Genomic DNA, 26,723 nt, shown 5'->3' with positions numbered 1-26,723 from the left:
TTCGCGCGATCCGTCATGACGCGAATGCAATGCTCGGCGAAACACCGGACGTCACGAAGAAATTAGAAATCACGGTTTGATCACGAGCCGCGGTGGGTAATACCGATACATGACCTCACGGAACTACCGAGCCGGCCGAATCATCGGCGTCGAGCGCGGTACGGCCGTGCTGTGCGCTCTTATCGCCACGGCTCTGGCCTGCGGCGTAGCACTATTGACCAGCTCGCTGACCTGGGCACTCGCGGCGGGAGCCGCGGTATGCGCGGGTATGGCGATCAGTTTGCCGACGATTTCCCGGAAACCGCCGCCGCCGAGCACAATTCGTGATATATGACCAAGACAGGACGTATTCCCTTCATCAATTCGCAAAATACTGCATGACACTCCGGCCGATACGTCCTGCCGCAAACGGAAAATGATCTTCCGAAACGACTCGGCTGCGATCAAGAGCACGGTGGCTCGCCGAACCACCGTCGCACGGCTGAACGAAGCGTATCCAGTTCCGCCGCGGTCGGTTTCGGCGACGAGGACGCCCAAGCGAGGTAGCCGTCGGGTCTGAGCAGCATTGCGGTCACTTCGGCGGATTCGGTTGCGGCGGTGACGATTTCGATGCGGCCATGGTCGACCGCTTTCGCGGCGGAAGCGTCGTCCGTCAGATCGAGCAGCAGGGGGCGGGCGGATCTGGCCAGTTCGGCGAGGCGGACCGTTCCGGCGGCGGTGCGCACCTCCATGTCGGGGGCGAAGCGGCCGACCAGTGGGTGCGCGTCGGGGGCGCCCATGTCGTAGTGGACGTCTGCGCCCGCGATGAGATCCGCGAGCCGCTGCACGGTGTTCCGGTCGCGCAGGAGTTCGGTGAACAGGTCGCGCAGCCCGCCGGCGTCAAGGCCGGGAGCGATGAGCGCCGATTGCGCCCGCGCGTTCATCACCATGCGGTGGGCGGCGTGCCTGCGTTCGGCTTCGTAGCTGTCCAGCAGTCCGGGCGGGGCGTGGCCGACGATCTCGGCGGCGAGTTTCCAGCCGAGGTTGACCGCGTCCTGGAGGCCGAGATTGAGGCCAGGACCGCCACCCGACGCGTAGACGTGGGCGGCGTCGCCGATCAGGAACACCCTGCCGTGCCCGAATCGCTCTGCCACCCGGGTGTTTCCGCCGAACAAGCGGCGCAGTACATGCGGGCCCGCGCCCTCCGGCGCGGTCAGCGGCAGATCGGCGCCGAGCACGCGGCGGATACTGGCCCGCATTTCGTCGAGAGTCATCGGCGCATCGGTGCGCGGCTGGTCCCACTCCGTGGTGCTGACCAGCGGTGGGTGTCCGGGCAATGGCGCGTAGGAGAATCCGCCGCGCTCGGTGCGATGCGGCGCGAAGGGCCGGATGTGGCCGTAGTCGGGAACGCGCAGCGCGCCGGTGCCCGGATCGATCGACGTCGCCGGGAGTGTGACGTGCGCGGATCGCGTCGTGGTCCGATCATAGGTGACACCGGGAAAATCGATGCCGAACAGCTTGCGCGTGACGCTGTGCGCACCGTCCGCGCCGACGAGGTAGCGGGCGTTCAACCGGTAGGTTCCGTCTGGGCCCGCGACGTCGACGGTGACCTCGTCGTCTTGCCGTACACCGAGAACTTCATGGCCCCAGCGTATTTCGGCGCCCAGCTCGGCGGCTCGCTCCGCCAGCACCTCCACGAGGCGACGCTGCGGCACGGGCAGGGCATAGATCGGACTGTCGTCGAGCAGGGTGAGGTCCAGATCCATGGCCGCGAACATGAAGTACGCGGAGTTCGGCTGCGGCGGAACGGAACCGCCGCCGAGGCGCTCGAAAAGGCCGCGGCGGTCGACCATCCGCACGACTTGACCGAGCAACCCGTTCGCTTTCGGCTCGGCGCTCGGCTCCGGCAGGCGCTCCAGCACGATCGGCCGGACGCCGGCCAGGCTCAGTTCGCACGCCAGCATCAGCCCGGCCGGGCCCCCGCCGACGATGACGACATCGGTGTTCATCGGATCTACTCCTCAGCTGAGAACGGATCGTTCGAAGGCGTTACGGGACAGGGAGTCCGGCGCGGATTCGGTCGAATACCTCGCGCAGCACCCGCACGAGCGGAAACGGTTCGTCGGCGCGCAAACAGTGCTCCACGGCCGCGGCGGTGCCCGCGCCGATCACGGCGGCGACCAGTTGCGGGTACACGTCCCGCGACGCGTCGGTGCCGGTGCGCTCGGCGACCGCCGCCGCCAGCGCGTTCTGCGCGACCGCGTTGGCCTTGACCACCTCACCTTGCAAGGCGGGCTCGGCCAGCATCAGCCGCAACGCGTCACGCCACCGTCGATCGTCTTCCGAGTCCGCGGCGGAGCGCTCGCCGGCCGCGAACTGTGCCTGCACCGCGTCGGTGATCGAATCCCACAGCGGCTCGTCGCTCGGTCGCGTCCGCAGCTCGTCTGCGATGCGCAGCGACCGTTCGACATGACTGGCGGCGATCGCTTCGGCCTTGTTGGCGAAGTAGTTGCGAAACGTGCGCACGGAGACATTCGCTTCCGCCGCAATGGCCTCGACGGTGACGTTGTCCCAGCCGCGCTCGATCGACAGCCGAATCGCCGCGCGGCTCAGCGCGAGTCGCGTCTCCCGCTTCTTGCGTTCCCGGAGACCCGGAGCTTCCTCCACTGCCATGTCAGCCACAGTAGCAATAGTTGCCGATTGTGCAAGTTTGCACTTCGGGCAGAATTATTGACACAAGGGCGCGGAGATTCCCACACCGTCTGGGCCGCCGAGACAACTCGCACCCCGGCTGATTGGATCGACGCGTGACAGTCGAGGGTTTTCAGTTGATCGCGCAGCGGCCGATGCTCGAGGCGATGCCCGCGTGGGCGCCGCACTTTCCCCAGTTCGACCTCGTGTTCGGACACTCCGACCTGGGGCACGCGTTTCTGGTGAACAGCCAGTCGGGGGAGTGCGCGGTGCTACATCCGTACCGCGCCGCCGCGAAAGGGTACGGCGCGTTCGCCGATCCCGCGGATTTCGCCGACCAGGTCCTGCGCGAGCCGGGGTTCGCCGCGTTCGTCCTGCGCAACGAGCACGTCGCATGCATTCGCGATCTGCTCGGGCCGCTCGATCCGGAGCAGGTGTACATCGCCACGCCGTATCCGTTTCTCGGCGGCGGCGAGGAGCCCGAGACCTACGACACCGGCGAACTGTGGACGTTCCTGGAGCTCGTCGCACAAGCGCAGCAACTTTAGTTGCGGGCACCGTTCCGACCGGTTCGTAGACGTGTCATGATGGGAACATGTGTTCGAATTGCGGTGCGGCCGGGTTGGGTGGTCGACGGTGAGCGAGGATGCCTTTTCGGCGGTCCGGCGCCTGCCGCGCCCCCGTCCGGTGCTGGTCGATCCCAAGCGGATCTGGCTGCTGCCGAACCGGCCGGGACCCCAGCGGCCGTCGCTGGGTGTCGCGTCGAACAGCCTCGATCCGAGGTTCCAGGAACCGTGGGTGCAGGCGACCCAGTACGGCTGGGTCCGGCTGCACCTCGGGCATTACGTCGCGTGGTACGCCGAGGTCGCGGTCGACTACCGCACGCGTAACAAGCTCACGGAGACAACGCTGCGCCACTGGGTGCCATGGGATGCGGTGCGATTGCCGTCGGCGGGTAAAGGCTCGTGACGCTCAGTGCGATGAGTCCCGGCTACGCTCCAGCATGCGCTGCGCGGTCCAGGTCCGGGTTCGGTTCCCAGACGGTCATGTTGAGCATGTATGCCCCGCCGTGGGTCGGCGTTTGCCCGAACTCCTGGATTCCTATCCCCGCTTCGATGATCTGTGCCGCCTGACGGGGTCGACAGCGCGATGACAGACGTGCGGGTATGTCTTGCTCCGCTGTGGGTATCCGCACCGGACCAGCAACTTCGGTGCATCCCTAGGAGGATGGAATGAAGTACGTGGTTTCCTGGACCTACCGTTGGAACGGCTCCGCGGCCGAGAATGAAGCCGGCATGCAGCGCGCGTTGGACGTGTTCGCGAATTGGAAGCCGTCTCCCACCATGACGTACCACCAATTCGTCGGCCGGCTCGACGGCAGGGGCGGATTCGCGGTGGTCGAGACCGATAATCCGATCGACCTGGCCGACGGTCCGTCCAAGTTCGGCTTCTTCGCGGAGTACGAGGTCTACCCTGTCGTCGAGATCGCGGAGGGCGCGCAAGCATTCCAGCGGGGCGCGGACTTCAGGGCATCGATCGGCTGAACCTCGCCGATCAGCTCCGATACCCGTTCAGCGTGAGCGCTCATGGGAGAAGGCTGTCGCGATCAGCAGAATCCTGATCGCGACGCAGCGGCGTGCCGATACTCGCTCCACGCCGCTTCTGCGAATTTGTGAGCACAGTGTGTTTCACGCTTCCGAACCCGTACCTGAGCAGTCGCGAACCAGGCCCGTCACCGACACCGTGAGCTGATCTGGACGCGGACTTCGCCGCCGCCTTGGCCCTCGCCGCCCGCGAGACCGCTACGCGTGCCCAGAAGATGGCCGAAGCCGCCATCGCCTACGAACGTCGCCTCACTGACGAAAACGCCGGTACCGCGCGGTTCGAGGAACCCCTCGGTCCTCTGGACACATACCGGCCGCCGCTCGAGATGGGCACGTTCGATATCAATGGCGGTCCACGACCGCTTCCGTACCGAACCCGCCTTCCCGACCGCCGTCAACGATTCGGTACGGCGCGCTGATCTCATGGAGGCCGTAGCGGACGACGACGCAGGCCAAACCCGCGCCGCAAAGGCCCGCGCCGCCGCCAACGCCCTCGCCGCCAGCGCCGACGATCGCGCGCGAGTCCGCGGGGAGAAGATCACGCAGATCGCACAAGACGCAGTCTCGGCTGCCGCCGAAGCCACACGAGCCGCCGAGGACGCCGCCAAAGCCGCCAACGACTGCAAAAGGCGCTGACGGCATGAAGTGATCCTCGACCCGCTCAGCGATTGTCACCCCGAAGGCGATCAGGGCCTGATCCGCTGGGTTCGGTCGACAAGGGCTGTACGCGTGGCGATCTCGGTGCCCGTACAGCGCCGATCGCGCGGCGACCTCACCGTTCGGGCTGTGCTGCACGATGTCGAGGATTCGCCGAGCTGGTCTGCGGTGTCGGGCAATTGGCGTTCGGTGTGTTCGCTGGTGAGGAAGAAGCGCGGGCGTTCGGTGTCCGCGGCCACGACGGGAGATCGTTCACCGGCGGGCCGGACGGACCGGTCCCGATGACGGCGACGCCGCGCACCTGCGCGCGAGCTCAAACGCGCAGACCGGTGAAGGGCGCGATCGGAATGTTGCGCAGCACCAGCCAGCCGAGCACCAGCGCGAGCACGATATGCGGCGCGTTCCGGTACTGATACCAGCGCACCGAATCACGGCCGCGGACGCGATCGCGCGTCCAGAAAACGAACGTGCCGATCAGCGCGATCAACGCGATCAGGCCGAGGGCGTTGTAGTGCAGCGCGCCGGGAAGGTCGCCGTGCAGCAGCGAATACAGCATGCGGGAACTGCCGCAGCCGGGGCAGTTGATGCCGAGCAGCGCCTTCGACGGGCAGACCGGGATGACGCCGCCCGGCGTGGTGGGATCGGCCCACAGCAGGGCGGCGCAAACCAGCGCGCCCGCACCGGCGACCGCGACGGGCGCGGCCAGCCGGTGCGGCATCGAGACGGGCGTACTCACACGCCGGACGCCCCGATGAGCGCGACATTGAGGACGATGACGATCACGACGCTGATCACGCCGCACACCGCGGAGATCATCGTCCACTTCTTGGCGTCCTCGGCCGCACGGTAGGCCTCGGCGGCCTGGCCCTGCGCCCACAGGTTGTTGACATTGGCCGCCTTCATGATCGCGACGATGCCGAACGGAAGGCAGCAGAACACCGTCGCGAGGATCGCCCAGATCATGTTGTTGTCCGGCGGCGTGCCGGGGTTGTAGCCCGGACCGTAACCGGGCGCGGCGGGATAGCCGGGGGCAGCGGGATAGCCGCCCGCGGCCGGATAACCCGGCGCCGCGGGGTAACCGGGCGCGGCCGGATAACCCGGAGCCGCAGGGTAACCCGGAGCGGCTGGGTATCCGGGCTGCTGCGCGTAGGGATCACTCGCAGGCTGCGGCTGCTGCGGCTGCTGCGCGTACGGGTCGGACTGCTTGTACGGGTCGAAGCCGGGCTGGGGCGGGGGGTACGTCATCAATTCCTCACTTGTCGTCGACGCTCGGCGAGCGCGGATGTGGACTTCGGTGGAACTCCGAGTGCGCGCGCCCCCCGAACGACCCTGACAGTCTGTTGACCAGGTCTCCGGCAGTGTAGTGGGTCTCGGCCGCCCTCTCCCGTCGGACGCCCGCCGTCGTCCTCGCGCCCGCGACAGCGTGTTTCGGCCCGGCGGGCACGAGTTCGGCTCACGCTGATCGCGATCGGCCGCACGCGCGATCACGCACGCCGGGCCGCGCCGCGCGGGGACTCGCGGCGCGGGCGCGACGCACCGTACCGGCGACGAGTGGTAGGAAAGGGACGTGTCCGTTAACGGCGAAGACTCCGGTCCGAACAGCAGATCACGTGCGGTGGACGAGGTCGTCGAGTTGGTCAGTCAACTGATCAGATTCGACACCTCGAACACGGGCGACCTGGCCACCACGAAAGGTGAGCGGGAATGCGCCCAGTGGGTGGCCGATCAATTGCAGCAGGTCGGATACATCACCGAATACGTGGAATCCGGTGCACCATGCCGCGGAAACGTGTTCGCGCGCCTGAAGGGAGCCGATCCCAGCCGGGGCGCGCTGCTGATGCACGGGCACCTCGACGTGGTGCCCGCCGAGGCGTCGGACTGGAGCGTGCATCCGTTCTCCGGCGCGGTGCGCGACGGCTATGTGTGGGGCCGCGGCGCCATCGACATGAAGGACATGGTCGGCATGATGCTGGCGGTGGCGCGCCAGTTCAAGATCGAGGGCACGGTGCCGCCGCGCGACATCGTCTTCGCGTTCCTTGCCGACGAGGAGAACGGCGGCAAGTGGGGGTCGCATTGGTTGGTGGACAACCGCCCCGACCTGTTCGACGGGGTCACCGAAGCGGTGGGGGAGGTCGGCGGTTTCTCGCTGACGGTGCCGCGCCGCGACGGCGGTGAACGCAGGTTCTACTTGGTGGAGACGGCCGAGAAGGGCCTGGGCTGGATGCGCTTGCGCGCCAAGGCCCGCGCCGGACACGGCTCGTTCCTGCACGAGGACAACGCGGTGACCATCCTCGCCGACGCGGTGGCGCGGCTGGGCAAACACACCTTCCCGCTGGTGCTCTCGGATTCGGTGGCCGAGTTCCTCGCCGCCGTGTCGGAGGAGACCGGCTTCCCGTTCGACCCGGAGAGCCCGGACATCGAGGGACAGCTGGCCAAGCTCGGCACCATCTCCCGCATCATCGGCGCCACGCTGCGCGACACCGCCAATCCCACCATGCTGCAAGCCGGTTACAAGGCCAACGTCATTCCGCAGACCGCGGAGGCGGTGGTGGACTGCCGGGTGGTGCCGGGCCGGCAGGCCGCCTTCGAACGCGAGGTGGACGAGCTGCTCGGCCCCGACGTCGAACGCGAGTGGATCACCAAGCTCGACTCCTACGAGACGACCTTCGACGGGCACCTGGTCGACGCCATGAACGACGCGATCCTTGCCCACGACCCGCATGGCCGCACGGTGCCCTACATGCTCTCCGGTGGCACCGACGCGAAAGCCTTCGCCCGCTTGGGGATTCGCTGCTTCGGCTTCGCGCCGCTGCGGCTGCCGCCCGACCTGGACTTCAGCGCGTTGTTCCACGGTGTGGACGAACGTGTTCCGGTGGACGCCCTCGAGTTCGGCACCCAGGTGCTGGAACACTTCCTGTTGCACAGCTGATCCGTATACACGGCCCCGAAATACAACGGCTCCGAAAAGAGGAACGATGACCTACGACCCCTACGACGCGCTCCCGAAGGTACCTGGCTTCACCCTCACCTCCGAGGACGTCACCGACCGGGCCCCGCTCGGCAACGATCAGGTCAGCGGCGTGTTCGGCGCCGGAGGCAAGGACGTCTCCCCGCAGCTGTCCTGGTCCGGGTTCCCCGCCGAGACCAAGAGTTTCGCGGTCACCGTCTACGACCCGGACGCCCCGACCGCCTCCGGCTTCTGGCACTGGGCCGTCGCCAACATCCCGGTGTCGGTCACTTCGCTGCCCAGCGGTGCGGGCAGCGAGGGCGGTTCGCTGCCCGCGGGCGCGGTCACCCTGCGCAACGACGGCGGCTTCGCCGGATTCGTCGGGGCCGCACCGCCGCCGGGCCACGGCCCGCACCGCTACTTCGTCGTGGTGCACGCGGTGGACGTGGAGAGCCTGGGCATCGGGCCCGACGCGTCGCCCGCCTACCTGGGCTTCAACCTGTTCCCCCACACCCTGGCCCGCGCCACCATGATCGGCACCTACGAACAGTAGTCCTGCGCTGAAAAGGACCGTGGCCCCGGGCTTTTCGCTCGGGGCCACGGTCGTCTCATCGCGGCTCAGGAGACATTGACGACCGTCTCGGGCAGCGGGTTGGTGTAGAGCGTCGCGATCTCCTCGGCGTACTTCGCGGCGATCGGGTTGCGCTTGAGCTTCATGGTCGGGGTCAGCTCGTCACCGCCGGGCTCCCACGGCTTGCCGACGATCGTGAAGCGCTTGATCTGCTCGACCCGCGACAGTTTGCGGTTTCCGGCCTCAATCGCGGCGAGCACTTCGTCGACGATCTCCTTGCGGGCGGCCAGTGCGGCGAGATCCTCGGCGGGAGCGCCGATCTCCTTGGCGCGGATCGCGGCGGTGTCGGGGTCGAGCACGATCAGCGCGGAGATGTAGGGCTTGGCCTCTCCGATCGCCACCACCTGACCGACCAGCGAGGACGCCGCCTTCACCGCGTTCTCGATGTTGGTGGGCGAGATGTTCTTGCCCGCCTCGTTGATGATGAGTTCCTTCTTGCGGTCCACGATCCGCACGTAGCCGTCGGCGTCGATGGTCGCCACGTCGCCGGTGTACAGCCAGCCGTCGGAGTCGAGCGCTTCCTTGGTCTTGTCGGGCTGCTTGCGGTAGCCCGGCGTGATGATCGGGCCGCGCACCAGCAATTCGCCGTCCTCGCCGAGGCGCAGTTCCAGCCCGTCCACCGCGCGGCCGACCGAGCCGGGCCGCGGCTTGTCCAGTTCGGTGTAGGTGGCCACGCCGCTGGTCTCCGACATGCCCCAGACCTCGGTGACGGTGAAGCCGAGGCCGAGGAAGTACTCGAGGGTTTCCGGCGGGATGGCGGCCGCGCCGGAGGCGGCGACCTTGAGATTGTCCAGGCCGAGCGCGTGCCGCAGCTTCGAGAGCACGAGCGCGTCGGCGAGCTTGTGCTGCAACCCGAGCACCGGGCCGCGTCCCTTGCCCGCGAGATCGGCGCGCGCGGCGGCGATTCCGGTGCCGATGGCCCAGGCCGCGAGCGACTTCTTGACCGGGCTCGGCTCGGTGGCCAGCTTGCCGTCGATGCCCGCCTTGATCTTCTGCCACACCCGCGGCACGCCGAAGAACACGGTCGGCCGCGCGTCGGGCAGCGCCGCGGCGATCTCGCGCGGATCGGGGACGCAGGTGATGAGGATGCCGGTGAGCAGGCTGATGGCGTGGCCGGAGATGCGGTCGGCGACGTGCGCGGCGGGCAGGTAGGAAATGGCCCGGTCGTCGTAGCCGACCCGCAGCGGCCCCGACACCAGCGCGATGATCTGGGCGAGCATGTTGCGGTGGGTGATTTCCACGCCCTTGGACGGGCCGGTGGTGCCCGAGGTGTAGATCAGCGTGGCCAGATCGCCGGGCTCGACGGCCTGCCAGGCGGCGGCGAAGTCGAAGTCGGCGGCCGGGTTGGCCTCCACCTCGTCCAGGGAGATCCCGCCGGCCGCAGGGCCGTCCACCACGACGGTGTGCGCGAGTTCGACGCCCGCGCCCGCGATCACGTCGAGGAACGCGCGTTCGGTGATCACCACTTTGTTCTCGGCGTTGGTGAACAAGTGAGTGATCTGTTCGGGGGAGCTGGTGTTGTAGATCGAGAACGGTGTCGCGCCCAAGTGCAGTGCGGCCGTGTCGACGAGGTTGAACTCGGGCCGGTTGGTGAGCATGATCCCGACGGTGTCGCCGCGGCCGACGCCGAGCGCGGCGAGCCCGGCCGCGATCGATTCGACCCGCTTGCCGTACTCCCGCCAGGTGATCTCCGTCGTGCCGCCGACCGTGCGTAGCGCGATCCCGTCCGGCCGCAGCTTGACGGTCTCCTGGAACGCCTCGGGAACGGTGTAGACCGTCTTGCCTGATTCGTGCGCGAAACCGATTTCTGTAGTGCTCATATTCCCTGTTCCCGATGATCCTGTCGGTGAACCGACCCGATGCGCTCGGCGCCAACCGCTGACGCAATGCGCCAGACTGTATGTCATCTTCTCACCGCATGGGTGTCAACGTGTGGCGCGGCTCACTCATGGTAGCCACAGCCGGCCGAATATGACGGTCTTTACAGCGCGAGCAGCCGACGCCACCAACACCCCGGCGTCAACCGCCGGGACGAGAACCGCCGGACCGAACGCCCCAGCCCCGACCAGGTCTCGTCCTCGGCCGGAAGCGTGTGCCCGCGCCTTCGCCGTTTGGCCTCCAGGTACCGGCGGGCGCGCTCGCTGCGCGGCCGCGTCACCAAAGGTATGACGGTGACGGCGATGCCGAGCTCGGTCAGGGCGCGCACCTTGTCCGGGTTGTTCGTCAGCAGGCGCACCGACCGAAGCCCGAGGTGCAGCAGCGCGCGGGCCGCGTGTTCGTAGGAGCGCGTGTCGACGCACAGCCCGAGCCGCTCGTAGCTGTCGAAGGTGTCCAGGCCGAACACCTCGCTGGTGCGCAAACCCCTTGCCTTGTCGACCAATCCGGCGCCGCGGCCCTCCTGTTCGAGGTAGACCAGCACGCCGCACCCCGCGTCCTGGATCAAATCCATCGACAGATCGAGCTCGGGCCCGCAATCACAGTCGTCGGAGCGCAAGGCGTCGCCGTACAGGCAGCGCGAATGGATGCGCACCAGGCAGCCATCGACCACCGAGCCGAACACGAGGGCGTGCCCCCCGTCCTCGGCGCCAGGGATCGCCAAGACTCGAACGCGGAGTTCTCGCCCCTTGCGAGTCAGACGATGCCCGGTCTCACGGAGATCGGGTGCCGCTCGGTCCATGCCCCTCCGATGCCATGCCCCGCTGATGCACAGTGCAGCGGTCGGCGAGCTGCGGAATCCCCAGTCGCACAATCCATCTATGGTAGCCGGAGGCCGGGCATCGCATCAGGGGCTAGACCAGAACCGGTGGCGCGCTTTCGTGCGCGGGGCCCTCCGGCAGCGCGCCGCCGGAATCCGCCCGCGGCAGAATGGTCTGCTCCAGCGACCACGGCGATTCGCCGTTGGGGATCCAGTGTTGGCGCCTGCGGCGTTTGGCGTCGAGATACTCGATGGCGCGCTGACTCAGCGCCTCGGTGACCAGCGGAACCACTTGCACCGCAAGGCCTACCTCGCGCAGCGCGTGCATCTTGGCCGGATTGTTGGTCAGCAGCTGGACGGTCCGCAGGTTCAGCACGTCGAACAGCGCGCGAGCCGCCTGCTCGTAGGAGCGTCCGTCCGGCGGATAGCCCAGCTTCTCGTAGCTGGTGAAGGTGTCCTCGCCCGATTGTTCGCTCTCCAGGTACCCGCGCGCCTTGGCGAGCAGGCCCGCGCCGCGGCCCTCCTGCTCGAGATAGACCAGCACGCCGCCCCCGGCCTCCTGGATCATGTCGAGGGACTTGTCCAGTTCTGGACCACAATCGCAGTCGTCCGATCGCAGCGCCTCACCGTAGAGGCAACGCGAATGAACCCGAACCAGACAGCCGTCGCCGATGTCTCCGAAGACGAGAATGTGGCCACCTCCGTCGCCGTGATCGGGTAGTTCGATCACGCGAACGCGAGTGTCACGCCCCTTGCGCGTGAACCGATGACCGGCTTCGGCAAGATCCGACGCAACCGTCGTCAACCGCTCCTCCGACTCAACAGGTGCGGCGACTGCCGCACATCCGAGATGACCTCGCAACGTTACCCCGCGTGTGACGTAACACGCATGTTACTACCAGGTCTTTTGTGTTAAAATACGCCGCCGCGCCGCGCGGATCAGGTCATTGTTCGTTCCCCAGCCGGACCACATCGTCGATGCGGTCCTTGTCCGGCATCGCGCGCGGCACCGCACCCAGCTTCTGAGTCGGGATCATCGCCGCGGTCGCCCAGATGAAGTCTTTCGCGGCCAGCTCACCGCCGGTTTCGACCAGGCGGCACGCCAGCGCCGCGGAGAACGCGGCGGCGGCGCCCGGCGAATTCTTCAACGCACCGTGGAACCGGCCGACATCGAGATTCAACCGCTCGGAGCGCACCGAACAGCGAAATCCGTCGATCGCGCACACCGCGCGCACCCCCAGCCCGCGCAGCCGCTGCGCGCTGTCTTCGGTGGAGCCGGTCGACACCACCGGCAGCATCGCCTCGAGTTCCGCCGGCGATCCGACCAGGTAGTCCACCACCTCGAGGTACTGGTAAAGGTCTTGCGGCACAGCGGGACTCGGCGACGGGCAGACGATCACCTGCGGCCGCGGCCGCATGCCGCGCACCATCGCGAGGACCTGTTCGGCGACGCCTTTGGGGTGTTCGAGCGTCAGCAACACCACCTCCGAGCTCGCCAGCGCCGCGTGCACGCCACCGGTGTGCAGATCCGTCACGTCGAGCTTGACTCTGTCGTCCTTGCACCCGATGAGTCTCGTCTCGCCGCTGGAATCCATGATCACGGCCGTGACGGGGGACCGGCCGCCGTCGACGATCTTGACCAGATCGCAGCGGACGTTCTCGTTGGTCAGGAAGCCGATGATCTCCGCGCCGTCCTTGTCGTTGCCGACCGCCGAGACGAGCGCGACCTCCAAGCCCAGGCGTGCGGCGGCCACCGCGCGATTCAGCCCCTTCCCACCGGGCGGCCTGGTGAAGCTGCCGCGCGCCGCGCGGTCCGCGGCGGGGAAACCGTCGACGCGGTAGAGGTGATCGATGACCGCGTCACCGACCACCGTCACCGACTTCGGCCGCCGGACCGAATCGGGTAGCGAGACAAGGATTTTGCCGCTCGGCATGGCCTGGGGGATGACGTAGCCCGTGTCGGCGGTGAGCAGATCGGCCAGCGCGGTGAAGGTATCGCCCTCCGACGACGTGCGCAGCCGCTTGACCGTCGGCGCCTCGGGAACGCGATCGACCCCGAGCGCTTCGTGCAGCCGCCGCCAGTGCTCGACGAGGTATCCGCGCCGAGGGCCGAGGTTGTCCGCGTAGAGCCGGGCGAGATCGACGCCGTCAGGGGGGTTGTCACGAAAAAGGCCGAGCGCCAACGCCGAATCGGCGATCAGGCGATCGGTCGGGGGCAGCTGTCGCACCGTCTCGCGCACGACCGGTAGCAAGGATTCGCCCGCGGGCAGGCCGGTGCGTTGCGCGTGCTGGCGCACGATCGGCAGCTCGAGCAGGCTGGTGACGTCGATCTCGGTGTTGCCCAAGCGTTCTGGCCGCAGACCGTAGTAGGTGCACAAGCGGGTGAGGATGTCGCGAATCGCGATCGTGCGGGGATTCTGCGGAGCCATCGGCGAGTCCGCCCTCCATCGCGTCGTTGCCGTTTCGTCGTGCTTCTGCGGAGATTGCCCTCATTGCGGTGTTTAACAGGCAATGAGACCGGCAATTCCCAAGATACTCCGGCAATTGACCGGGGGAAAGGCAAATGCCACACTGATTTTGGGCGATCTGGTCGTCCTCCACCAGCGGACTCGGGAGGGCCTTGGTGATGAAAGAGATTCTGCTGATACGTCGCAACCGGCGGCGCAGGCGTCACAAGCCCGGCGCGGCCGAGACCGAACTCGGGTCTCACCGTCCGGCCGCGTAGTCCTCGTCCGACCATCGCGACACCCGAACCGTGTCAACCGCCGGTTCCGCTCCGCCGTCCAGCGAGCCCCGGCCCGTGCGTGACTCGCGCACTTCGCCGGGGCTCGCCGCTCTCCGAACTCTTCGGTGACCCCACTCGACCCTCGGATGCTCGACAGGAGGCATTCGTGACCATCTACGTCACCGACTGGTCGATGACCAGCGATTGCACCAACGAATCGGCGCAGCGCGTCGCCGACAAATGGCCCAAGTCGTGGCGGCTGAGCTGGCTGCCCGACCGCCTGCTCACCCGCGAACAGGCACTGGCGGGGATGGATCTCGCCGAGATCGTCAGCACCCAGACCTACCGGCACGATCGGCTCGCCCACCTGCGGGCGGTGCACTACGCCGGACAACTCGGAATTCCCCTGGAGCAGATTCTGCTCGGGCTGTAGTACCGGAGGCAGCCAATGACCATTCACACCACCGAATGGACCATGATCAGCGACCTGACCCCCGAATCGGCCTACCGCGACGGCGAACTCAGCGCCGACACGTGGCGGCTGAGCTGGTTGCCAGGTCGCACGCTCTCCCGCGAGCAGGCGCTCGCGGGCATGGAGCTGGACGAATTGCTCAGCGACCCGGACATGGTGCACGACCGCATGACGCACGCACGCGCCGCCGAGCGCGCCGACCGGCTGGGCATCCTGCTCGACCACGCGATCATCTTGTTGCACAAGCGGATCGTCGCGCGACTACGGGACCGACCGGACGAGTCGGCGCCCGGCCCCGTCGGCGCATGCGGCAGCGGTTCTGGCGCGCACGGCATGCCGCGGCGCACGAGCGGCCCGCCGCGCGTGTACGGGTGAGCGAATTCAGGTCCTCGCCACGTTGTCCGCGCCGACCGCCTCGGCGATCGAGCGGTAGCCGTGGTCGCGCAGACGCGCGGCGAGGCCGCGGTGGATCTTGCGAGTCCAGAACGGGCCGCCGTAGATGAAGCCGGTGAAACCCTGCAGCAGGCTGGCGCCCGCGAGGATGCGCTCGAAAGCCTGGTCGGGGGTTTCGATCCCGCCGACGGAGATCAGTACGAGGCGATCGCCGACGCGCCGGTACAGCCGGCGCAGCACCTCGAGCGAGCGTTCGGCCACGGGCGCGCCGGACAGGCCGCCCGCGCCCATGGCGGCGACCTCGGCGGCGTCGGTGCGCAGGCCGTCGCGGCGAATGGTGGTGTTGGTGGCGACGATGCCCGCGAGACCGAGTTCCAGCGCGAGGTCGGCGACGGCGTCGATGTCCTCGTCGGACAGGTCGGGGGCGATCTTCACCAGAACCGGCACCCTGACGGTGTCGAGCACGGCCCGCAGCAGCGGGCGCAGCGATTCCACGGCCTGCAGGTCGCGCAGGCCGGGCGTGTTGGGGGAGCTGACGTTGACCACGACGAAGTCGGCCAGCGGGCCGAGCAGTGCGGCGCTCGTCGCGTAGTCGGCGGCGGCGTCGGCCGCTTCGACGATCTTGGTCTTGCCGATGTTGGCGCCGATCGGGATGGTGGCGGCTCTGGCCCGCAGTTGGTCGGCGGCGCGGGCGGCGCCGTGGTTGTTGAAGCCCATCCGGTTGATCAGGGCGCGGTCGGCCGGGAGCCGGAACATCCGCGGTGCGGGGTTGCCGGGCTGGGCCTTGGCGGTGACGGTGCCGACTTCGGCGAAGCCCCACCCGAACGGCCCCCAGATGTCGGCGCCCTCTGCGTTCTTGTCGAAACCGGCCGCAAGACCGAGCGGGGCGCGGAACTCGACGCCGAAGACGGTGTTGCGCAGGATCGGGTCGTCGACGACCGCGAGCCGCTCGACCAGCAGCCGGGTCGGCGCGAACCGGGCGGCCACCCGCATGGCCGCGAAGGCGAGGTGGTGGATGCGCTCCGGCGGAACCAGGAACATCAAGCGAAGTAGCAGTGCGTACATCCGTCTCACATCCCCGGCTCTGGCTGGGGTAGTAGCGAGGTCTTGCGACGACGCAGCAGCACCTTACGGCTGCCGTCGGTGTAGGCGCGCACGCGCGAGAGCTCCCATCCGCCGAATTCGGCCTGAATCGCCAGGCGCATCGAGGCGGTCACCCTGGTCACGTCTTTCGGTAAACGCAGCGGGACGTATTCGTAGTCGTCGCTGCTGGTCTCCCAGTTCGCCGGTAATGCTGTGCGGGAGCTTTTCGGCGCCATCACTGACCTCTCTTCAGCTGGTCCGCGCGGATCCGCTGGACACCGTCCCCGGTGGCGGATCCGACGAACAGATCACCGGTGCGCTCGTCGACGGTCACCGAGTCGGGCTGCCGGACGGTCGGATAGCGTCCCACTTCCTCCGGTATGCCCGCCGACAGATCGAATCCGACGACTTCGTTGCTCTGGGTGCACGTCACCCACACGGTCTCGGACCGTCGATCGTAGGCGAGCGCGTAAGGCGACGATCCTACCGGGAAACGCTGGCGCAGGACGAGTGGTCCGGTGGTGTAGACGAGCAGTTCCTCGCCCGCGGTGTCGGTGACGATCACCCTGCCGAAGTGGTCGGAGATCATGTTCGTGGCGCCGTCGCCCGCACGCAGGGCGAGCCCGAGGTGGTCTTTGGCGGGGTCGATCTCGGTGACGGAGGTCTGGCGGCGGTCGAGCACCGCGATGCGATCCGGGGTCAGCGCGACGACGTCGGCCGAGACCAGGCCGGAGACGGAGTCGCGCACGTCGCCGCCGGGGCCGAGGATGCGGACCGAGCCGTCGGCGGTGCCGACGACCAGCGTGCCGTCCGCACGCTGACCGACCGAGCGGACGTCGCCCTCGACCGGCGTCTCGGTGACCGCGCCGCTCGCGGCGTCGACCCGGATGATCCAGCCGGGCGCGGTGACCAGGACCTCACCGGGGTTGCCCTGGGCCAGGCTGGTCCCGTGCGCGGGCAGGGTGACAGTGCGCTGGCCTGCGCCCGCGGGAGCGGCGGGGTCGATCAGGAAGAGCAGGGTTGAGCTGTCGCTGCTCGCGTCGAGAGCGGCGAGCAGGCCGGTGCCGGATTCGGCGAACATGTTGCGGATCGGGGCGCTCAGGCCGATCACCTGGCCCGTGGGCGCGGTTCGCGGCGCGGGGGCGATGGCGGCGGTGGCGGGTTCCCGGGTCGGGACGTCGGGTTCGCCCTTGTCGGAAGAGCATCCGGCCAGCAGGGCGAGCACCGCCGAGCCGACGACGAGCGCTGAGGGGACCGAGCCGCGAGGGCGCACCACCGAACTCCTCCTACCGACGAATCAACCCGACGTCACCATCTGACCATGATGGCGCAACACCGCCACCGACCGGGGTGGCGGCGGCACCGAATAACCCGTGATGGGGGTTACCGTGTAATCAAACAGTGTCCAACCCAGGGAGATCCGGTTGAAAGCCGACCATCCATCGGGATTTGCCATCGATGACATAACCGTTGGTCCGTTTGCTCACGGGTTCGGCACCACCGCCGACGGCAGGCCGTACGCGTTCCGCACGGTGCGCTCGATCCTGACGCTCGAGATCTACCGCGCCGACCTGGACAGCGACGTGCCGGGTCCGGAGGACGTGGTCGCGGTGGCGGAGGTCCGGGTCACCGACGTCGACTTGGACGACGAACGCAGTGTGGTCGCGCTGGTGCGCGACATGATCCCCGACGCTGTCGCGGTCGAGGCGGCCGCGGACCGTGACGTCACGACCGTGCGCGCCCTGCTCGGGCGAATCAGTTCCGTCATCGATGGTATGTAGGTAGTGATGTACTCCACACGAATCGCCCGAATCGCGCTGGCCGCGCTCGCCTGTGCCACGGTGGCCGCGACCGCCGCGTGCAATTCGGGTCCGGACGAGGCCTCGGTCGAGGCGGCCCGCTCCAAGGCCATCGCCGAGCTGTCCTCCTCCGCCGCCGCGACCTCCAGTGCCATCGCCAACCGGCCGCTGCCGACCGCCGCCGAACTCGACGCCCAGATCAAGCGGGCGCTCGACCCGACACTGCCCGACAGCGAACGCACCGCGCTGATCGAGGACGGCGACGCCTTCCGCGACGCGATCCCGGACATGTACCGGGCGCTGCAGGACAACCCGCGCGCCGTCTACGGCGTCACCGATCCCGTCTTCGACAACCGCGACGGCACCCTGACCGCCACCATGCGACTGGACAAGGACGGCACCGGCACCGCCGTGCGCACCACCGTCGTGCACTTCGTCTACCTCGACGGCCGCTGGAAGATCTCCCGCACCGACCTGTGCGGCATCCTGCGCTCGGCCGATTACCGCACCGCGGCGTGCGGCTAGCGGCGCGGCCCGTTAGATGCTGCATTCCGGTTTCCTGGGGTGGGGTCGGCTCGTCCACCGCTACCGCTATCTCGTGCTGGCCGGATTCGCGCTGGCCGTGCTGCTGTCCGGCTGGTACGGGCGCGACCTGACCGAGCGGCTCAGCCAGGAGGGCTGGTTCGACGAGAGCAGCGAATCGGTGGCCGCGTCCGAACTGGCCGACGCCACCTTCGGCCGTGACACCGACAGCGACCTGATCCTGCTCTACACCGTGCCCGATGGCAGCACCGTCGACTCCCCTGAGGTGCGCGCCGCGGTCACCGGCCAGCTGCGCGGTCTGCTCGAACGCTATCCGGACCGGATACTGAAGATCGACAGCTACTGGGACAGCCCGTTCACCGCCAACGCCAGCGACGCCACGAAGACCCACGCCTTTGCCAGCGTCGGACTCCGCGGCGAGGGCACCGCCACCGTCGAGAACTATCTCGCGATCAAGGACGCACTCGGCGCTGGCAACGAAGGCGGCGGACCTGGCGGCACCACGGTGCAGCTCGCAGGGTTGCAGCCGATCGTCGAGGGCATCAACACCGGGATGCAGAACGACATCCAGCGCGCGGAGCTGATCGCGCTGCCGATCGTGGCGATCATGCTGTATTTCGTGTTCGGCGGGGTGATCGGGGCACTGCTGCCGGTGATCATCGGCGGGATGACCATCCTGGGCACCCAGGGCATGTTGCGCGTGCTCACCGACCACATCGAGGTCAACGTCTTCGCCAACGCGGTGATGACCCTGGTCAGCCTCGGCCTGGCAATCGACTACGGCCTGTTCACCGTCACCCGCTTCCGCGAGGAGTTGGCGGCCGGACGCAGTGTGGAGGAGGCGACCGCCCGCACCGTGGCCACGGCGGGACGCACGGTGATGTTCTCCGCCGCGATCATCGCGATCAGCCTGGCGGCACTGTTCATCTTCCCCAACGGAGTGCTGCGCTCGGTGCCCTACGGCGGCATCAGCTCGGTGCTGCTCGCGGCGCTGCTCTCGGTGACGGCGCTGCCCGCCGCGCTGAGCATCGTCGGCCGCCGCATCGACTTCCTCGGCTGGAAACGCTTCTCCCGCACCAAGACCGAAGCCCAGATCGACGCCGGATTCTTCTCCCGGCTCGCGCTGTTCGCCATGCGGCGGCCGTGGGCGGTGGCGGTGCCGATCGTGCTGGTGCTGCTCGCGCTGAGCATTCCATTCCGCAATATCGAGTTCGGCGGGATCAGCGAACGCTATCTCGCCGAGGACAATCCGGCCCGGGTCGCCCAGGAGAGCTTCGACGAGCTGTTTCCCAGCTTTCGTACCGAACCGTTGAAACTCGTTGTGGTCGGCGCGAATCCGCAGCAGCTCGGCGACATCCGCTTCGAGGCCAACCAGGTGCCTGGCCTGACCGGGCGCTTCGAACCGGCGGCGGCGACCAAGGACGGCGTCAATGTCCTCGATGCGGGGCTGACCGACAAACGCGACGCCGACGCGGTGATCGCTGCGCTGCGCGCCATTCCCGAACCTGCGGGCGTGCGGGTGATGGTGGCAGGCGTGCCCGCGCTCGAGCGCGACAGCATCAACGGATTGCTCGACGGTCTGCCGATGCTGGTCGCGATCCTGGCCGGTACCGCGCTGGCGGTGATGTTCGTCGCGTTCCGTTCGATCGTGCTGGCGCTCAAGGCCGTCGCCATGAGCGCGCTGAGTCTCGCTTCGACGATGGGCATCCTCACCTGGATCTTCGTGGAAGGGCACGGGGCGGAGGCCTTCCGGTTCACGCCGGGACCGCTGATGTTCGCGGTGCTGGCGTTGATCGTGACGGTGATCTTCGGGCTGTCCACCGACTACGAGGTCTTCCTGCTGTCCCGGGTCGTCGAGGCGCGGCAGGCGGGAGCCGACGCACCGGAGGCCATCCGCTACGGCATCGCCCACACCGGCGGGGTGATCACCTCGGCCGCCGCCATTCTCATCGTGGTGACCGGCGCGTTCGGCTTCTCCGATCTGGTGCTGATGAAGTACATCGCCTACGGCATGATCGCCGCGCTGATCATCGATGCGACCGTCATCCGGATGCTGCTGACCCCCGCCGTGCTGAAGCTGATCTGGCGGTGAGCGGAGTAGGCCGAGGTCAGCGGCGGACCGGAAGGACCAGTTGGGCGCCCGTGACCGGATGGTCGAGGACTTCGACCGGATGCTGGTAGACCCGGCTCAGCAGTTCGGTGGTGAGCACCTCGCGCGGCGGACCGTCGGCGGCGACGCGGCCGGATTCCAGCACGGCGACGCGATCGGCGTAGGCGGCGGCGATACCGAGGTCGTGCAGCACGACGACCACCGCGGCGCCCGCCGCTGCCCGCTCGGTGGCCAGCCGCAGCACCGCTTCCTGGTGGCCGAGATCCAATGCGGCGGTGGGTTCGTCGAGCAGCAGGGTGGCGGTGTCCTGGGCGAGGACGCGGGCCAGGGCGACACGCGCGCGTTCACCGCCGGACAGCGTCGGGAACGATCGCGTGGCCAGGTGCGCGACGTCGGCCGATGCCATGGCCGCCGCGACGAACTCGTCGTCCCGTTCGCCGCGCGCGGTGCGCACCCACGGCGCACGGCCCATGGCCACGACTTCGCGTGCGGTGAACGGGAATCCGACGGTGTGGCTCTGCGGCAGCACCGCACGCCTGCGCGCCATGTCCAGCGGCGTCCAGTGCTCCAGCGCGCGGCCGTCCAGTTCGACGGCCCCCTCGCTGAGCGCCAGCTCCCCGGCCAACGCCGCCAGCAGCGTGGACTTGCCCGCCCCGTTCGGCCCCACCAGTGCGACGACCTCTCCCGCGGCCACCGCGAAATCGACCGTGTCGAGCACGCGCCGCGCGTGCGCGCTCACGCCACCGCGCCGGTCCACGCTCACCCCGCGCGCCCGCAACGTCACCGTCCCGCGCTCGGGGCGCTGCGGCTCCTCCTGCGTCCGCCCGAGCATCGCGCCCAATCCTTGCCGCATGGCGCTCACCGGCGACCTCCGATCCTCGGATCGTCCGCGTAGCCCGGCACGAGCGCGGCGCGATCGATCGACGCATTCGTGTGCCGGGCGACACCGCGTCGCGCACCAGCGGCGGGCTGCGCTCGACGACCCCGCTGGAAACAGCACGTCCTCGCGGCGACCGCCGAGCCGCGCGATCGGTCCGGGCGAGCAGCGCTCATCCCCACCCTCCGGCGCGGGCGCGGGTACGGCGGAGCAGCCAGAAGAAGAAGGGGCCGCCGATGAGCGAGGTGAGCATGCCGAGCGGGAGGTCGGCGTTGTCGACGAGGGAGCGGGCGGCGACGTCGGCGATCAGCAGCACGACCGCGCCGACGATGGCGCTGAGCGGGATCAGCACACGATGGCCTGGGCCGACGAGCATCCGCACCAGATGCGGGACGATCAGGCCGACGAACAGGATGATCCCGGTGAACGCGACACCCGCGGTGGCGAGTACCGCCACGATGACGATGACGTTGCGACGCAGCCGTTCCACGTCGACGCCGAGGTGGCGGGCGGCGGATTCGCCGAGTGCCAGCAGGTCCAGACGCGGCGCCACCACGATCGCCGCGAGTACGCCCAGCGCGGCGAGCGGGGCGACCACCGCCACCGACTCCCAGCTCGCGCCGTTGAGACTGCCCAACTGCCAGAACACGATCTGATCGCGCGCCGCGGGTGAGGCGACGAACAACAGGAACGCGATCAGACCGCCCGCGAAGGCGTTGATCGCGACACCGGTGAGCACCAGGGTCACCACTTCGGTGCGGCCGTTGGAGCGCGCGAGCAGATACACCAGCAGAGTGGTGAACAGGCCCGCGACGAATGCCGCGGCGGCGACCGACCATGCCGCGACGAAGGCGCCGCCGATCACGATGACGGTGCCCGCACCGACCGCAGCGCCCGCCGAAACGCCGATCACGCCGGGCTCCGCCAGCGGATTGGCGAACACACCCTGCAACAACGCACCCGCTGTCGCCAGCGCCGCACCCACCAGCATCGCCAGCACCACCCGGGGGAAACGCACCTCCCACAGCGTCACGTCACCGGCAGGATGGGCGGGCAGCGGCCCCCAGTCCAGACCGATCCGGTGGAACACGCTGCCCGCGACCTCGGCGGGCGAGGTCGGCACCTGACCGATCGCGGCGGACGCCAAGGCCAGCACCACCAATGCGGCGATCGCCACCGCGAACGCGACGGTGATCCGCGAGACCGAGCGGGTGCGCGTGGGAACCGGCGCGGCGGGCGGCCGTGACTCGATGCCGTTCTCCCGCACGGGCCCGGCGCCGTTGGCCGACGACACCGACGACGTGCCCGCCCTTTCACTCATGCCGGCGCCTCGCCGGCGCTCGGCTCCGGCATGCGCGATGCACGCTGGCACATGATTCGCTCACTACGTTCACTCATGCCGGCGCGGCGCCGTAGACGGCCTCGTCGAGCGCGGCGACCACACGCCCGGTGTTCGGACCGAAGCTCAGCAGCACCCCGTCGGCCATGTCGACCACGCGGCGGTTCTTGCCTGCCGGCGTCTGCGCGATGCCGGGCACCTTCAGCAGTCCGTCCACGCCGCCGACCGAGCTGAGGCCGTCGGTCATGACGAGCAGCACATCGGGAGCGGAGCTGATCATCGCCTCGCTGGTGATGGCGGTGAACGGTCCGGTCAATCCGGCCGCGGTGCCCGCGTCCTCGCCGCCGATGGCGGTGATCAGTTCGTCCGCGCCGGAGCCGGGCCCGGCCATCATCGTGATAGCGGTGCTGCGCAGGTACAGGAACGCGATGCGCAGCGGCTTGTCCTGGCCGGGAACCCCGGCGGAAGCGGCGGCGATCTCGTCGCGGGTGCGGTCGGCCAGGGCACGACCGCGGTCAGGGACGCCGAGCGCGGCGGCGACGGCCTCGATCTGGGGCACCACGCCTGCCATGGTTCGCTGCGGGTCGAAGTAGACGACGGTCACCCCGGCCGCGCGCAGCTGCTCCCGTATCGCGGGCGTGGCGCTGGTGGTATCGGTGAGGAAGACCGTGGGGCGCAGCGCCAGAACGGATTCCACGTTCAGCGAGCCGTTGCCGCCGGTCACGATCGGCAGGTTCTCGATCGCGGGGAACACCCCCGATGTGCTGCGCCCGACGAGGTTGGCGCCGAGACCGAGCGCCCAGACGGTCTGGACGAGGGTGCCGTGGCGGTCGGCGGCGATGATGCGGTCGGCCGAGGTGACCGTGACCTCGGTGCCGTCGAAGGAACGCACCGACGCAGGCAGCGCCGGAGCCGGGGCCGGGCCGATCGGCACCGGTTGCTGATCGCCGACCGTGGCGGTGCTCGGCCCGCGCTGTCCGGAACCCGCCGCGCCGCTGTCGCTGCCGCCGCATGCCGCGGTTCCGGCGAACAGGGTCAGGGCGAGGGCGACGAGGAGGTAGCGAACCACCCCGGGACGGCCACGGTCGAGAAACCTCATGTAGGCAAGCCTAATCTGCATCATTCGATGCGCGCGCTGACGTCGTCCAGTGCGGCCGCGATCGCGCGCGGCAATTCCAGGGTCTCGGCGGCCATCACGCCGGTCAGCTGCCCGATGTCGCGGGCGCCGACGATCATGCTCGCGATGCCCGGCCGGTCCCGGATCCACGCCAGCGCGACCGCGAGCGGCGAGGTGCCGAGCCCATCGGCGGCGGTGACGAGCGCGTCGACCACCCGGGTCGCGCGTTCGTCGAGACGGTGGCGGATCTCGGCCGCGGTCGCCTCGTCGGCCCCGCGCGAGTCCGCGGGCACACCGTCACGGTATTTGCCGGTCAGGATGCCGCCCGCCAGCGGCGCCGAGGCGATCACGCCGACTCCGTGATGCTGTGCGGCGGGCACGAATTCGCTTTCTGCGCCGCGCGCGAGCAACGAATACGGTGTATGGGCCGCGGAGACCGGCGCGATGGCGGCGAGACTGGCCAGCTGCCACGGATTGAATCCGCGCACACCCGCGTAGCGGACCTTGCCGGAGCGCACCGCGTGTTCGAGGGTGCCCGCGATCTCGTCGAGCGGAGTGTTCGGATCCCAGGCCGCGACGTGCCAGATGTCGAGGTAGTCGGTGCCGAGTTCGAGCAGCGTCCGGTCCAGCTGGCGCAGCAGCCCGCGGCGGGACGCGTCGATCTCGGCGCGCGGCGCGGGACCCGGGACGGTGGTCTGCGCAGATTCGGTGCGTGGCAGCACACCCGCGCAGCCGCTCAGCACGAGATCGTCGCGCGACACCAGGTCACCGAGCAGATCGGCGAGGATCCGCTGCGCCGCGCCGCCCGCGTAGGCGGGGGAGGTGTCGACCAGGGTGCCGCCCGCCTCGGCGAACGCCACCAGCTGCCCCGCGGCGTCGTCGGCGTCCGTCTGCGCGCCCCAGGTGTGGGTCGCCAGTCCTATCCTGGACACCCGCAGGCCGCTGCGTCCGACCCTCCGCTGTTCCATCACCGGATCCGCGCTTTCATCACGGCGCCAAGCCTAAAGGTTGAGTGGGCCCCAGACGGTCATCAGCGGCGCATGGCCTTGTGCGAAAGCCGAGGTACGTCCGAACAGGCAGCTCGACCTGCCCCGTCATCGGTGCTTGGCAGGCCTGGAGCTGAGGGCGGGGCAGCGGCCGGAATCACGCGTCCACCGGGCGACATGTACTGTCGCTGCCGTATTGCGGTGCCGCTTTCCGGCGAGCGGTGTCGTCGCTGAACCAATTGCCCAGTCGGAATGGATTTTTCGGGCAGCGGAAGAGGAGGTTGCGTGGGCGAGTCGATGACCTGGTTGCAGGCACTGGTACTCGGACTGGTGCAGGGTCTGACGGAGTTCCTGCCGGTTTCCTCCTCGGCGCATCTGCGGATCGTGTCCTCGGTGTTCTTCGGCGACGACGCGGGCGCCTCGTTCACCGCGGTCACTCAGCTCGGCACCGAGGCGGCCGTGCTGGTGTATTTCGCCAAGGACATCTGGCGCATCGTCGTCGCCTGGTTCACCACCTTGACCGAGAAGATCAGCGCCAGGTCCAGGGAGATGGTGCCGATCACCGATCAGGTCACCACCAAACTGCCCATCGTCACCGCGGGCGGCGTTCCGTACGGGTTGGACGAGGATCGACAACGCGAACTCGACTACCGCATCGGCTGGTATGTGATCATCGCCACCATCCCGATCGGCCTCATCGGCTTCGTGCTGAAGGACCAGATCCGCACCGGCGCGCGCAACCTGTGGCTGGTCTCGTTCATGCTGATCGCCTTCGCGCTGGTGATCGCCGCCGCCGAGTACTACGGCGCCAAGCGGCGACCGCTCGAGCAGCTCACCACCCGCGACGGACTGGTGATGGGTTTCGCCCAGTCCCTGGCGCTGATTCCCGGGGTGTCGCGCTCCGGCGCCACCTCCTCGGCGGGCCTGTTCCTCGGGTTGGAGCGCGAGGCGGCGGTCCGGTTCTCGTTCCTGCTGGCCATTCCCGCGGTGACCGCGTCCGGCCTGTTCAGCCTGCCCGACGCGTTCGCGCCCGCGGGCGAGGGACTCAACGCGTCGGGCCCGCAGCTGCTGGTCGCCACGCTCGTGTCCTTCGTCGTCGGCTACGCGTCGGTGGCATGGCTGCTGAAGTTCGTGTCGAAGCACTCGTTCAACTGGTTCGTCGGCTACCGCATCGTGCTCGGCTTGGTGATCATGGCTCTGCTCGCGGGCGGGGTGGTGTCGGCGACATGAGCCGCTTCGCTCCGACAGCGCCCACTAAGCTGGCCGCATGACGGTGATCCTGCTGCGGCACGGCGTGTCGACCTCGAACACCGCCCGCACACTAGCCGGTCGCAGTCCAGGAGTCGATCTCACCGAGCACGGCGCGGACCAGGCCCGCACGGTCGCCGAACGACTCGGGGCCCTTCCGATTCAGCACATCGTGCACTCGCCGCTGCTGCGCTGCCAGCGCTCGGTCGGTCCGCTCGCCGACAAGCTCGGGCTGGAACCGGAGTACGACGACCGGCTCATCGAGGTCGATTACGGCGAGTGGACCGGCAAGCCGATCGCCGACCTGCTCACCGAACCGCTGTGGAAAGTGGTGCAGCGGCACGCCTCCGGCGCGGTGTTCCCTGGCGGCGAAGGTCTCGCCCAGGTGCAGGCCCGCGCCGTCGCGGCGATTCGCGAACACGATCGTGTCTTCGCCGAGCGGCACGGCCACGACGTGCTGTGGGTCGCGTGCACGCACGGTGACGTGATCAAGTCCGTGCTCGCCGACGCACTGGGCCTGCACCTGGACGGATTTCAGCGCATCGTGGTGGAACCGGCGTCGATCAGCGTCGTCCGCTACACCCCGCACGCGCCCTACGTGTGGCGGCTCAACGACACCGGTTCGGATCTGAGCGCGTTGGAGGCGATCAGACCGCGGCCGCGGAACGACGCGGACGCGGATCGACCCGATACGTCCGGCCCCGTTCCCGGCGGCGAGCTAGGCGGTACTCCTAGTGCGGATAATGGGAATGCGGAGCGCTGAGATTCCTTGTAAACGAGTAGTCGGTGTTTCGGGAGTCCGGGCGCCGCGGATAGTCGATCAGGGT

28 protein-coding genes are annotated in these 26,723 nt (G+C 68.7%); 13 read left to right on the top strand and 15 right to left on the bottom strand.

What is annotated here, in order from left to right; all coding sequences use genetic code 11:
* Positions 1–443: 443 nt before the first annotated feature.
* Both AB0H50_RS26750 and AB0H50_RS26745 read right to left on the bottom strand, forming a co-directional pair.
* Positions 444–1,988 (bottom strand): FAD-dependent oxidoreductase, encoded by a 1,545-nt coding sequence (locus AB0H50_RS26750; protein WP_357457568.1) that lies wholly within the window; start codon positions 1,986–1,988, stop codon positions 444–446.
* A gap of 40 nt (positions 1,989–2,028) precedes the next feature.
* A complete protein-coding gene (locus tag AB0H50_RS26745; protein WP_357457566.1) occupies positions 2,029–2,652 on the bottom strand; it encodes a TetR family transcriptional regulator in 624 nt (207 codons plus the stop codon).
* Positions 2,653–2,786: 134 nt separating this feature from the next.
* Between AB0H50_RS26745 and AB0H50_RS26740 the strand changes: the two genes are divergently transcribed.
* The 4 genes from AB0H50_RS26740 (at position 2,787) to AB0H50_RS26725 (ending at position 4,910) form a co-directional block, all read left to right on the top strand.
* On the top strand, positions 2,787–3,218 hold the full coding sequence (locus AB0H50_RS26740; RefSeq protein ID WP_357457564.1) for a T6SS immunity protein Tdi1 domain-containing protein: 432 nt from the start codon (positions 2,787–2,789) through the stop codon (positions 3,216–3,218).
* Positions 3,219–3,306: 88 nt separating this feature from the next.
* The gene (locus AB0H50_RS26735) at positions 3,307–3,639 is read left to right on the top strand and encodes a hypothetical protein (RefSeq protein WP_357457562.1); all 333 of its coding nucleotides are present in this window, start codon (positions 3,307–3,309) and stop codon (positions 3,637–3,639) included.
* Positions 3,640–3,902: 263 nt separating this feature from the next.
* Positions 3,903–4,214 (top strand): DUF3303 family protein, encoded by a 312-nt coding sequence (locus tag AB0H50_RS26730; RefSeq protein WP_357457560.1) that lies wholly within the window; start codon positions 3,903–3,905, stop codon positions 4,212–4,214.
* Between the two features lie 405 nt (positions 4,215–4,619).
* A complete protein-coding gene (locus AB0H50_RS26725) occupies positions 4,620–4,910 on the top strand; it encodes a hypothetical protein (RefSeq protein WP_357457558.1) in 291 nt (96 codons plus the stop codon).
* Between the two features lie 334 nt (positions 4,911–5,244).
* Here the strand turns inward: AB0H50_RS26725 and AB0H50_RS26720 are convergent, their stop codons facing one another.
* Both AB0H50_RS26720 and AB0H50_RS26715 read right to left on the bottom strand, forming a co-directional pair.
* Entirely contained in the window at positions 5,245–5,649 is a 405-nt protein-coding gene (locus AB0H50_RS26720) for a DUF2752 domain-containing protein (RefSeq protein ID WP_357457683.1), read from the bottom strand.
* A gap of 14 nt (positions 5,650–5,663) precedes the next feature.
* Positions 5,664–6,176 (bottom strand): CD225/dispanin family protein, encoded by a 513-nt coding sequence (locus AB0H50_RS26715; RefSeq protein ID WP_357457556.1) that lies wholly within the window; start codon positions 6,174–6,176, stop codon positions 5,664–5,666.
* A gap of 322 nt (positions 6,177–6,498) precedes the next feature.
* Here AB0H50_RS26715 and AB0H50_RS26710 point away from each other — a divergent pair, with 322 nt between their 5' ends.
* Entirely contained in the window at positions 6,499–7,860 is a 1,362-nt protein-coding gene (locus AB0H50_RS26710) for a M20/M25/M40 family metallo-hydrolase (protein ID WP_357457554.1), read from the top strand.
* A 46-nt stretch (positions 7,861–7,906) separates the two neighbouring features.
* Positions 7,907–8,431 (top strand): YbhB/YbcL family Raf kinase inhibitor-like protein, encoded by a 525-nt coding sequence (locus AB0H50_RS26705; protein ID WP_357457552.1) that lies wholly within the window; start codon positions 7,907–7,909, stop codon positions 8,429–8,431.
* 65 nt (positions 8,432–8,496) lie between these two features.
* Here AB0H50_RS26705 and AB0H50_RS26700 read toward each other — a convergent pair whose 3' ends face one another.
* The 4 genes from AB0H50_RS26700 to AB0H50_RS26685 all read right to left on the bottom strand — a co-directional run bounded on the left by AB0H50_RS26700 (position 8,497) and on the right by AB0H50_RS26685 (position 13,633).
* Entirely contained in the window at positions 8,497–10,329 is a 1,833-nt protein-coding gene (locus AB0H50_RS26700) for a long-chain fatty acid--CoA ligase (protein ID WP_357457550.1), read from the bottom strand.
* Positions 10,330–10,490: 161 nt separating this feature from the next.
* Positions 10,491–11,108: a GTP cyclohydrolase II gene (locus AB0H50_RS26695; RefSeq protein WP_357457549.1), complete on the bottom strand. Its 618-nt coding sequence runs from the start codon at positions 11,106–11,108 to the stop codon at positions 10,491–10,493.
* A gap of 190 nt (positions 11,109–11,298) precedes the next feature.
* Complete coding sequence (locus AB0H50_RS26690) at positions 11,299–11,934, bottom strand: GTP cyclohydrolase II (protein ID WP_357457547.1); 636 nt, start codon at positions 11,932–11,934, stop codon at positions 11,299–11,301.
* Between the two features lie 214 nt (positions 11,935–12,148).
* Positions 12,149–13,633, bottom strand: a complete 1,485-nt coding sequence (locus AB0H50_RS26685) for a PfkB family carbohydrate kinase (RefSeq protein WP_357457545.1) — start codon at positions 13,631–13,633, stop codon at positions 12,149–12,151.
* Positions 13,634–14,095: 462 nt separating this feature from the next.
* Between AB0H50_RS26685 and AB0H50_RS26680 the strand changes: the two genes are divergently transcribed.
* Entirely contained in the window at positions 14,096–14,362 is a 267-nt protein-coding gene (locus tag AB0H50_RS26680; protein ID WP_357457543.1) for a hypothetical protein, read from the top strand.
* A 15-nt stretch (positions 14,363–14,377) separates the two neighbouring features.
* Positions 14,378–14,776 (top strand): hypothetical protein, encoded by a 399-nt coding sequence (locus AB0H50_RS26675; RefSeq protein ID WP_357457541.1) that lies wholly within the window; start codon positions 14,378–14,380, stop codon positions 14,774–14,776.
* A gap of 6 nt (positions 14,777–14,782) precedes the next feature.
* Here AB0H50_RS26675 and AB0H50_RS26670 read toward each other — a convergent pair whose 3' ends face one another.
* From AB0H50_RS26670 to AB0H50_RS26660, 3 genes are read right to left on the bottom strand one after another with little or no spacing between them, the layout of a single operon-like run.
* Positions 14,783–15,859, bottom strand: a complete 1,077-nt coding sequence (locus AB0H50_RS26670) for a quinone-dependent dihydroorotate dehydrogenase (protein WP_357457539.1) — start codon at positions 15,857–15,859, stop codon at positions 14,783–14,785.
* 5 nt (positions 15,860–15,864) lie between these two features.
* Positions 15,865–16,113, bottom strand: coding sequence for a DUF5703 family protein (locus AB0H50_RS26665; protein WP_068053194.1), 249 nt, complete (start codon positions 16,111–16,113; stop codon positions 15,865–15,867).
* A complete protein-coding gene (locus AB0H50_RS26660) occupies positions 16,113–17,153 on the bottom strand; it encodes a hypothetical protein (RefSeq protein ID WP_357457537.1) in 1,041 nt (346 codons plus the stop codon). Before AB0H50_RS26660 ends, AB0H50_RS26665 begins: the two co-directional genes overlap by 1 nt.
* A gap of 148 nt (positions 17,154–17,301) precedes the next feature.
* On the opposite strand from AB0H50_RS26660, the gene AB0H50_RS26655 reads away from it, so the two are divergent.
* Genes AB0H50_RS26655 through AB0H50_RS26645 form a run of 3 tightly spaced genes read left to right on the top strand, consistent with a single transcriptional unit; the run spans position 17,302 to position 20,311 of the window.
* Positions 17,302–17,658 (top strand): hypothetical protein, encoded by a 357-nt coding sequence (locus tag AB0H50_RS26655; protein WP_357457535.1) that lies wholly within the window; start codon positions 17,302–17,304, stop codon positions 17,656–17,658.
* Positions 17,659–17,664: 6 nt separating this feature from the next.
* Entirely contained in the window at positions 17,665–18,201 is a 537-nt protein-coding gene (locus AB0H50_RS26650) for a hypothetical protein (RefSeq protein WP_357457534.1), read from the top strand.
* A 16-nt stretch (positions 18,202–18,217) separates the two neighbouring features.
* On the top strand, positions 18,218–20,311 hold the full coding sequence (locus tag AB0H50_RS26645; protein WP_357457532.1) for an MMPL family transporter: 2,094 nt from the start codon (positions 18,218–18,220) through the stop codon (positions 20,309–20,311).
* Between the two features lie 16 nt (positions 20,312–20,327).
* Here AB0H50_RS26645 and AB0H50_RS26640 read toward each other — a convergent pair whose 3' ends face one another.
* The 4 genes from AB0H50_RS26640 to AB0H50_RS26625 form a co-directional block, all read right to left on the bottom strand.
* Positions 20,328–21,182: a heme ABC transporter ATP-binding protein gene (locus tag AB0H50_RS26640; RefSeq protein WP_357457681.1), complete on the bottom strand. Its 855-nt coding sequence runs from the start codon at positions 21,180–21,182 to the stop codon at positions 20,328–20,330.
* 196 nt (positions 21,183–21,378) lie between these two features.
* Positions 21,379–22,527, bottom strand: a complete 1,149-nt coding sequence (locus AB0H50_RS26635; RefSeq protein WP_357457530.1) for an iron ABC transporter permease — start codon at positions 22,525–22,527, stop codon at positions 21,379–21,381.
* A gap of 73 nt (positions 22,528–22,600) precedes the next feature.
* Positions 22,601–23,644, bottom strand: a complete 1,044-nt coding sequence (locus tag AB0H50_RS26630; protein ID WP_357457528.1) for an ABC transporter substrate-binding protein — start codon at positions 23,642–23,644, stop codon at positions 22,601–22,603.
* Between the two features lie 20 nt (positions 23,645–23,664).
* On the bottom strand, positions 23,665–24,630 hold the full coding sequence (locus AB0H50_RS26625; RefSeq protein WP_357457526.1) for an aldo/keto reductase: 966 nt from the start codon (positions 24,628–24,630) through the stop codon (positions 23,665–23,667).
* Positions 24,631–24,933: 303 nt separating this feature from the next.
* Here AB0H50_RS26625 and AB0H50_RS26620 point away from each other — a divergent pair, with 303 nt between their 5' ends.
* Both AB0H50_RS26620 and AB0H50_RS26615 read left to right on the top strand, forming a co-directional pair.
* Entirely contained in the window at positions 24,934–25,878 is a 945-nt protein-coding gene (locus tag AB0H50_RS26620; RefSeq protein WP_357457525.1) for an undecaprenyl-diphosphate phosphatase, read from the top strand.
* Between the two features lie 37 nt (positions 25,879–25,915).
* Complete coding sequence (locus tag AB0H50_RS26615; RefSeq protein ID WP_357457523.1) at positions 25,916–26,659, top strand: histidine phosphatase family protein; 744 nt, start codon at positions 25,916–25,918, stop codon at positions 26,657–26,659.
* The last annotated feature ends 64 nt before the right edge of the window (positions 26,660–26,723 follow it).

Source organism: Nocardia sp. NPDC050793 (genome assembly GCF_040654065.1).
In the GTDB taxonomy this organism is placed as follows: domain Bacteria; phylum Actinomycetota; class Actinomycetes; order Mycobacteriales; family Mycobacteriaceae; genus Nocardia.
Note: the sequence above shows the minus strand (reverse complement) of the source record. Positions and strands in the feature narration are given on the sequence as shown.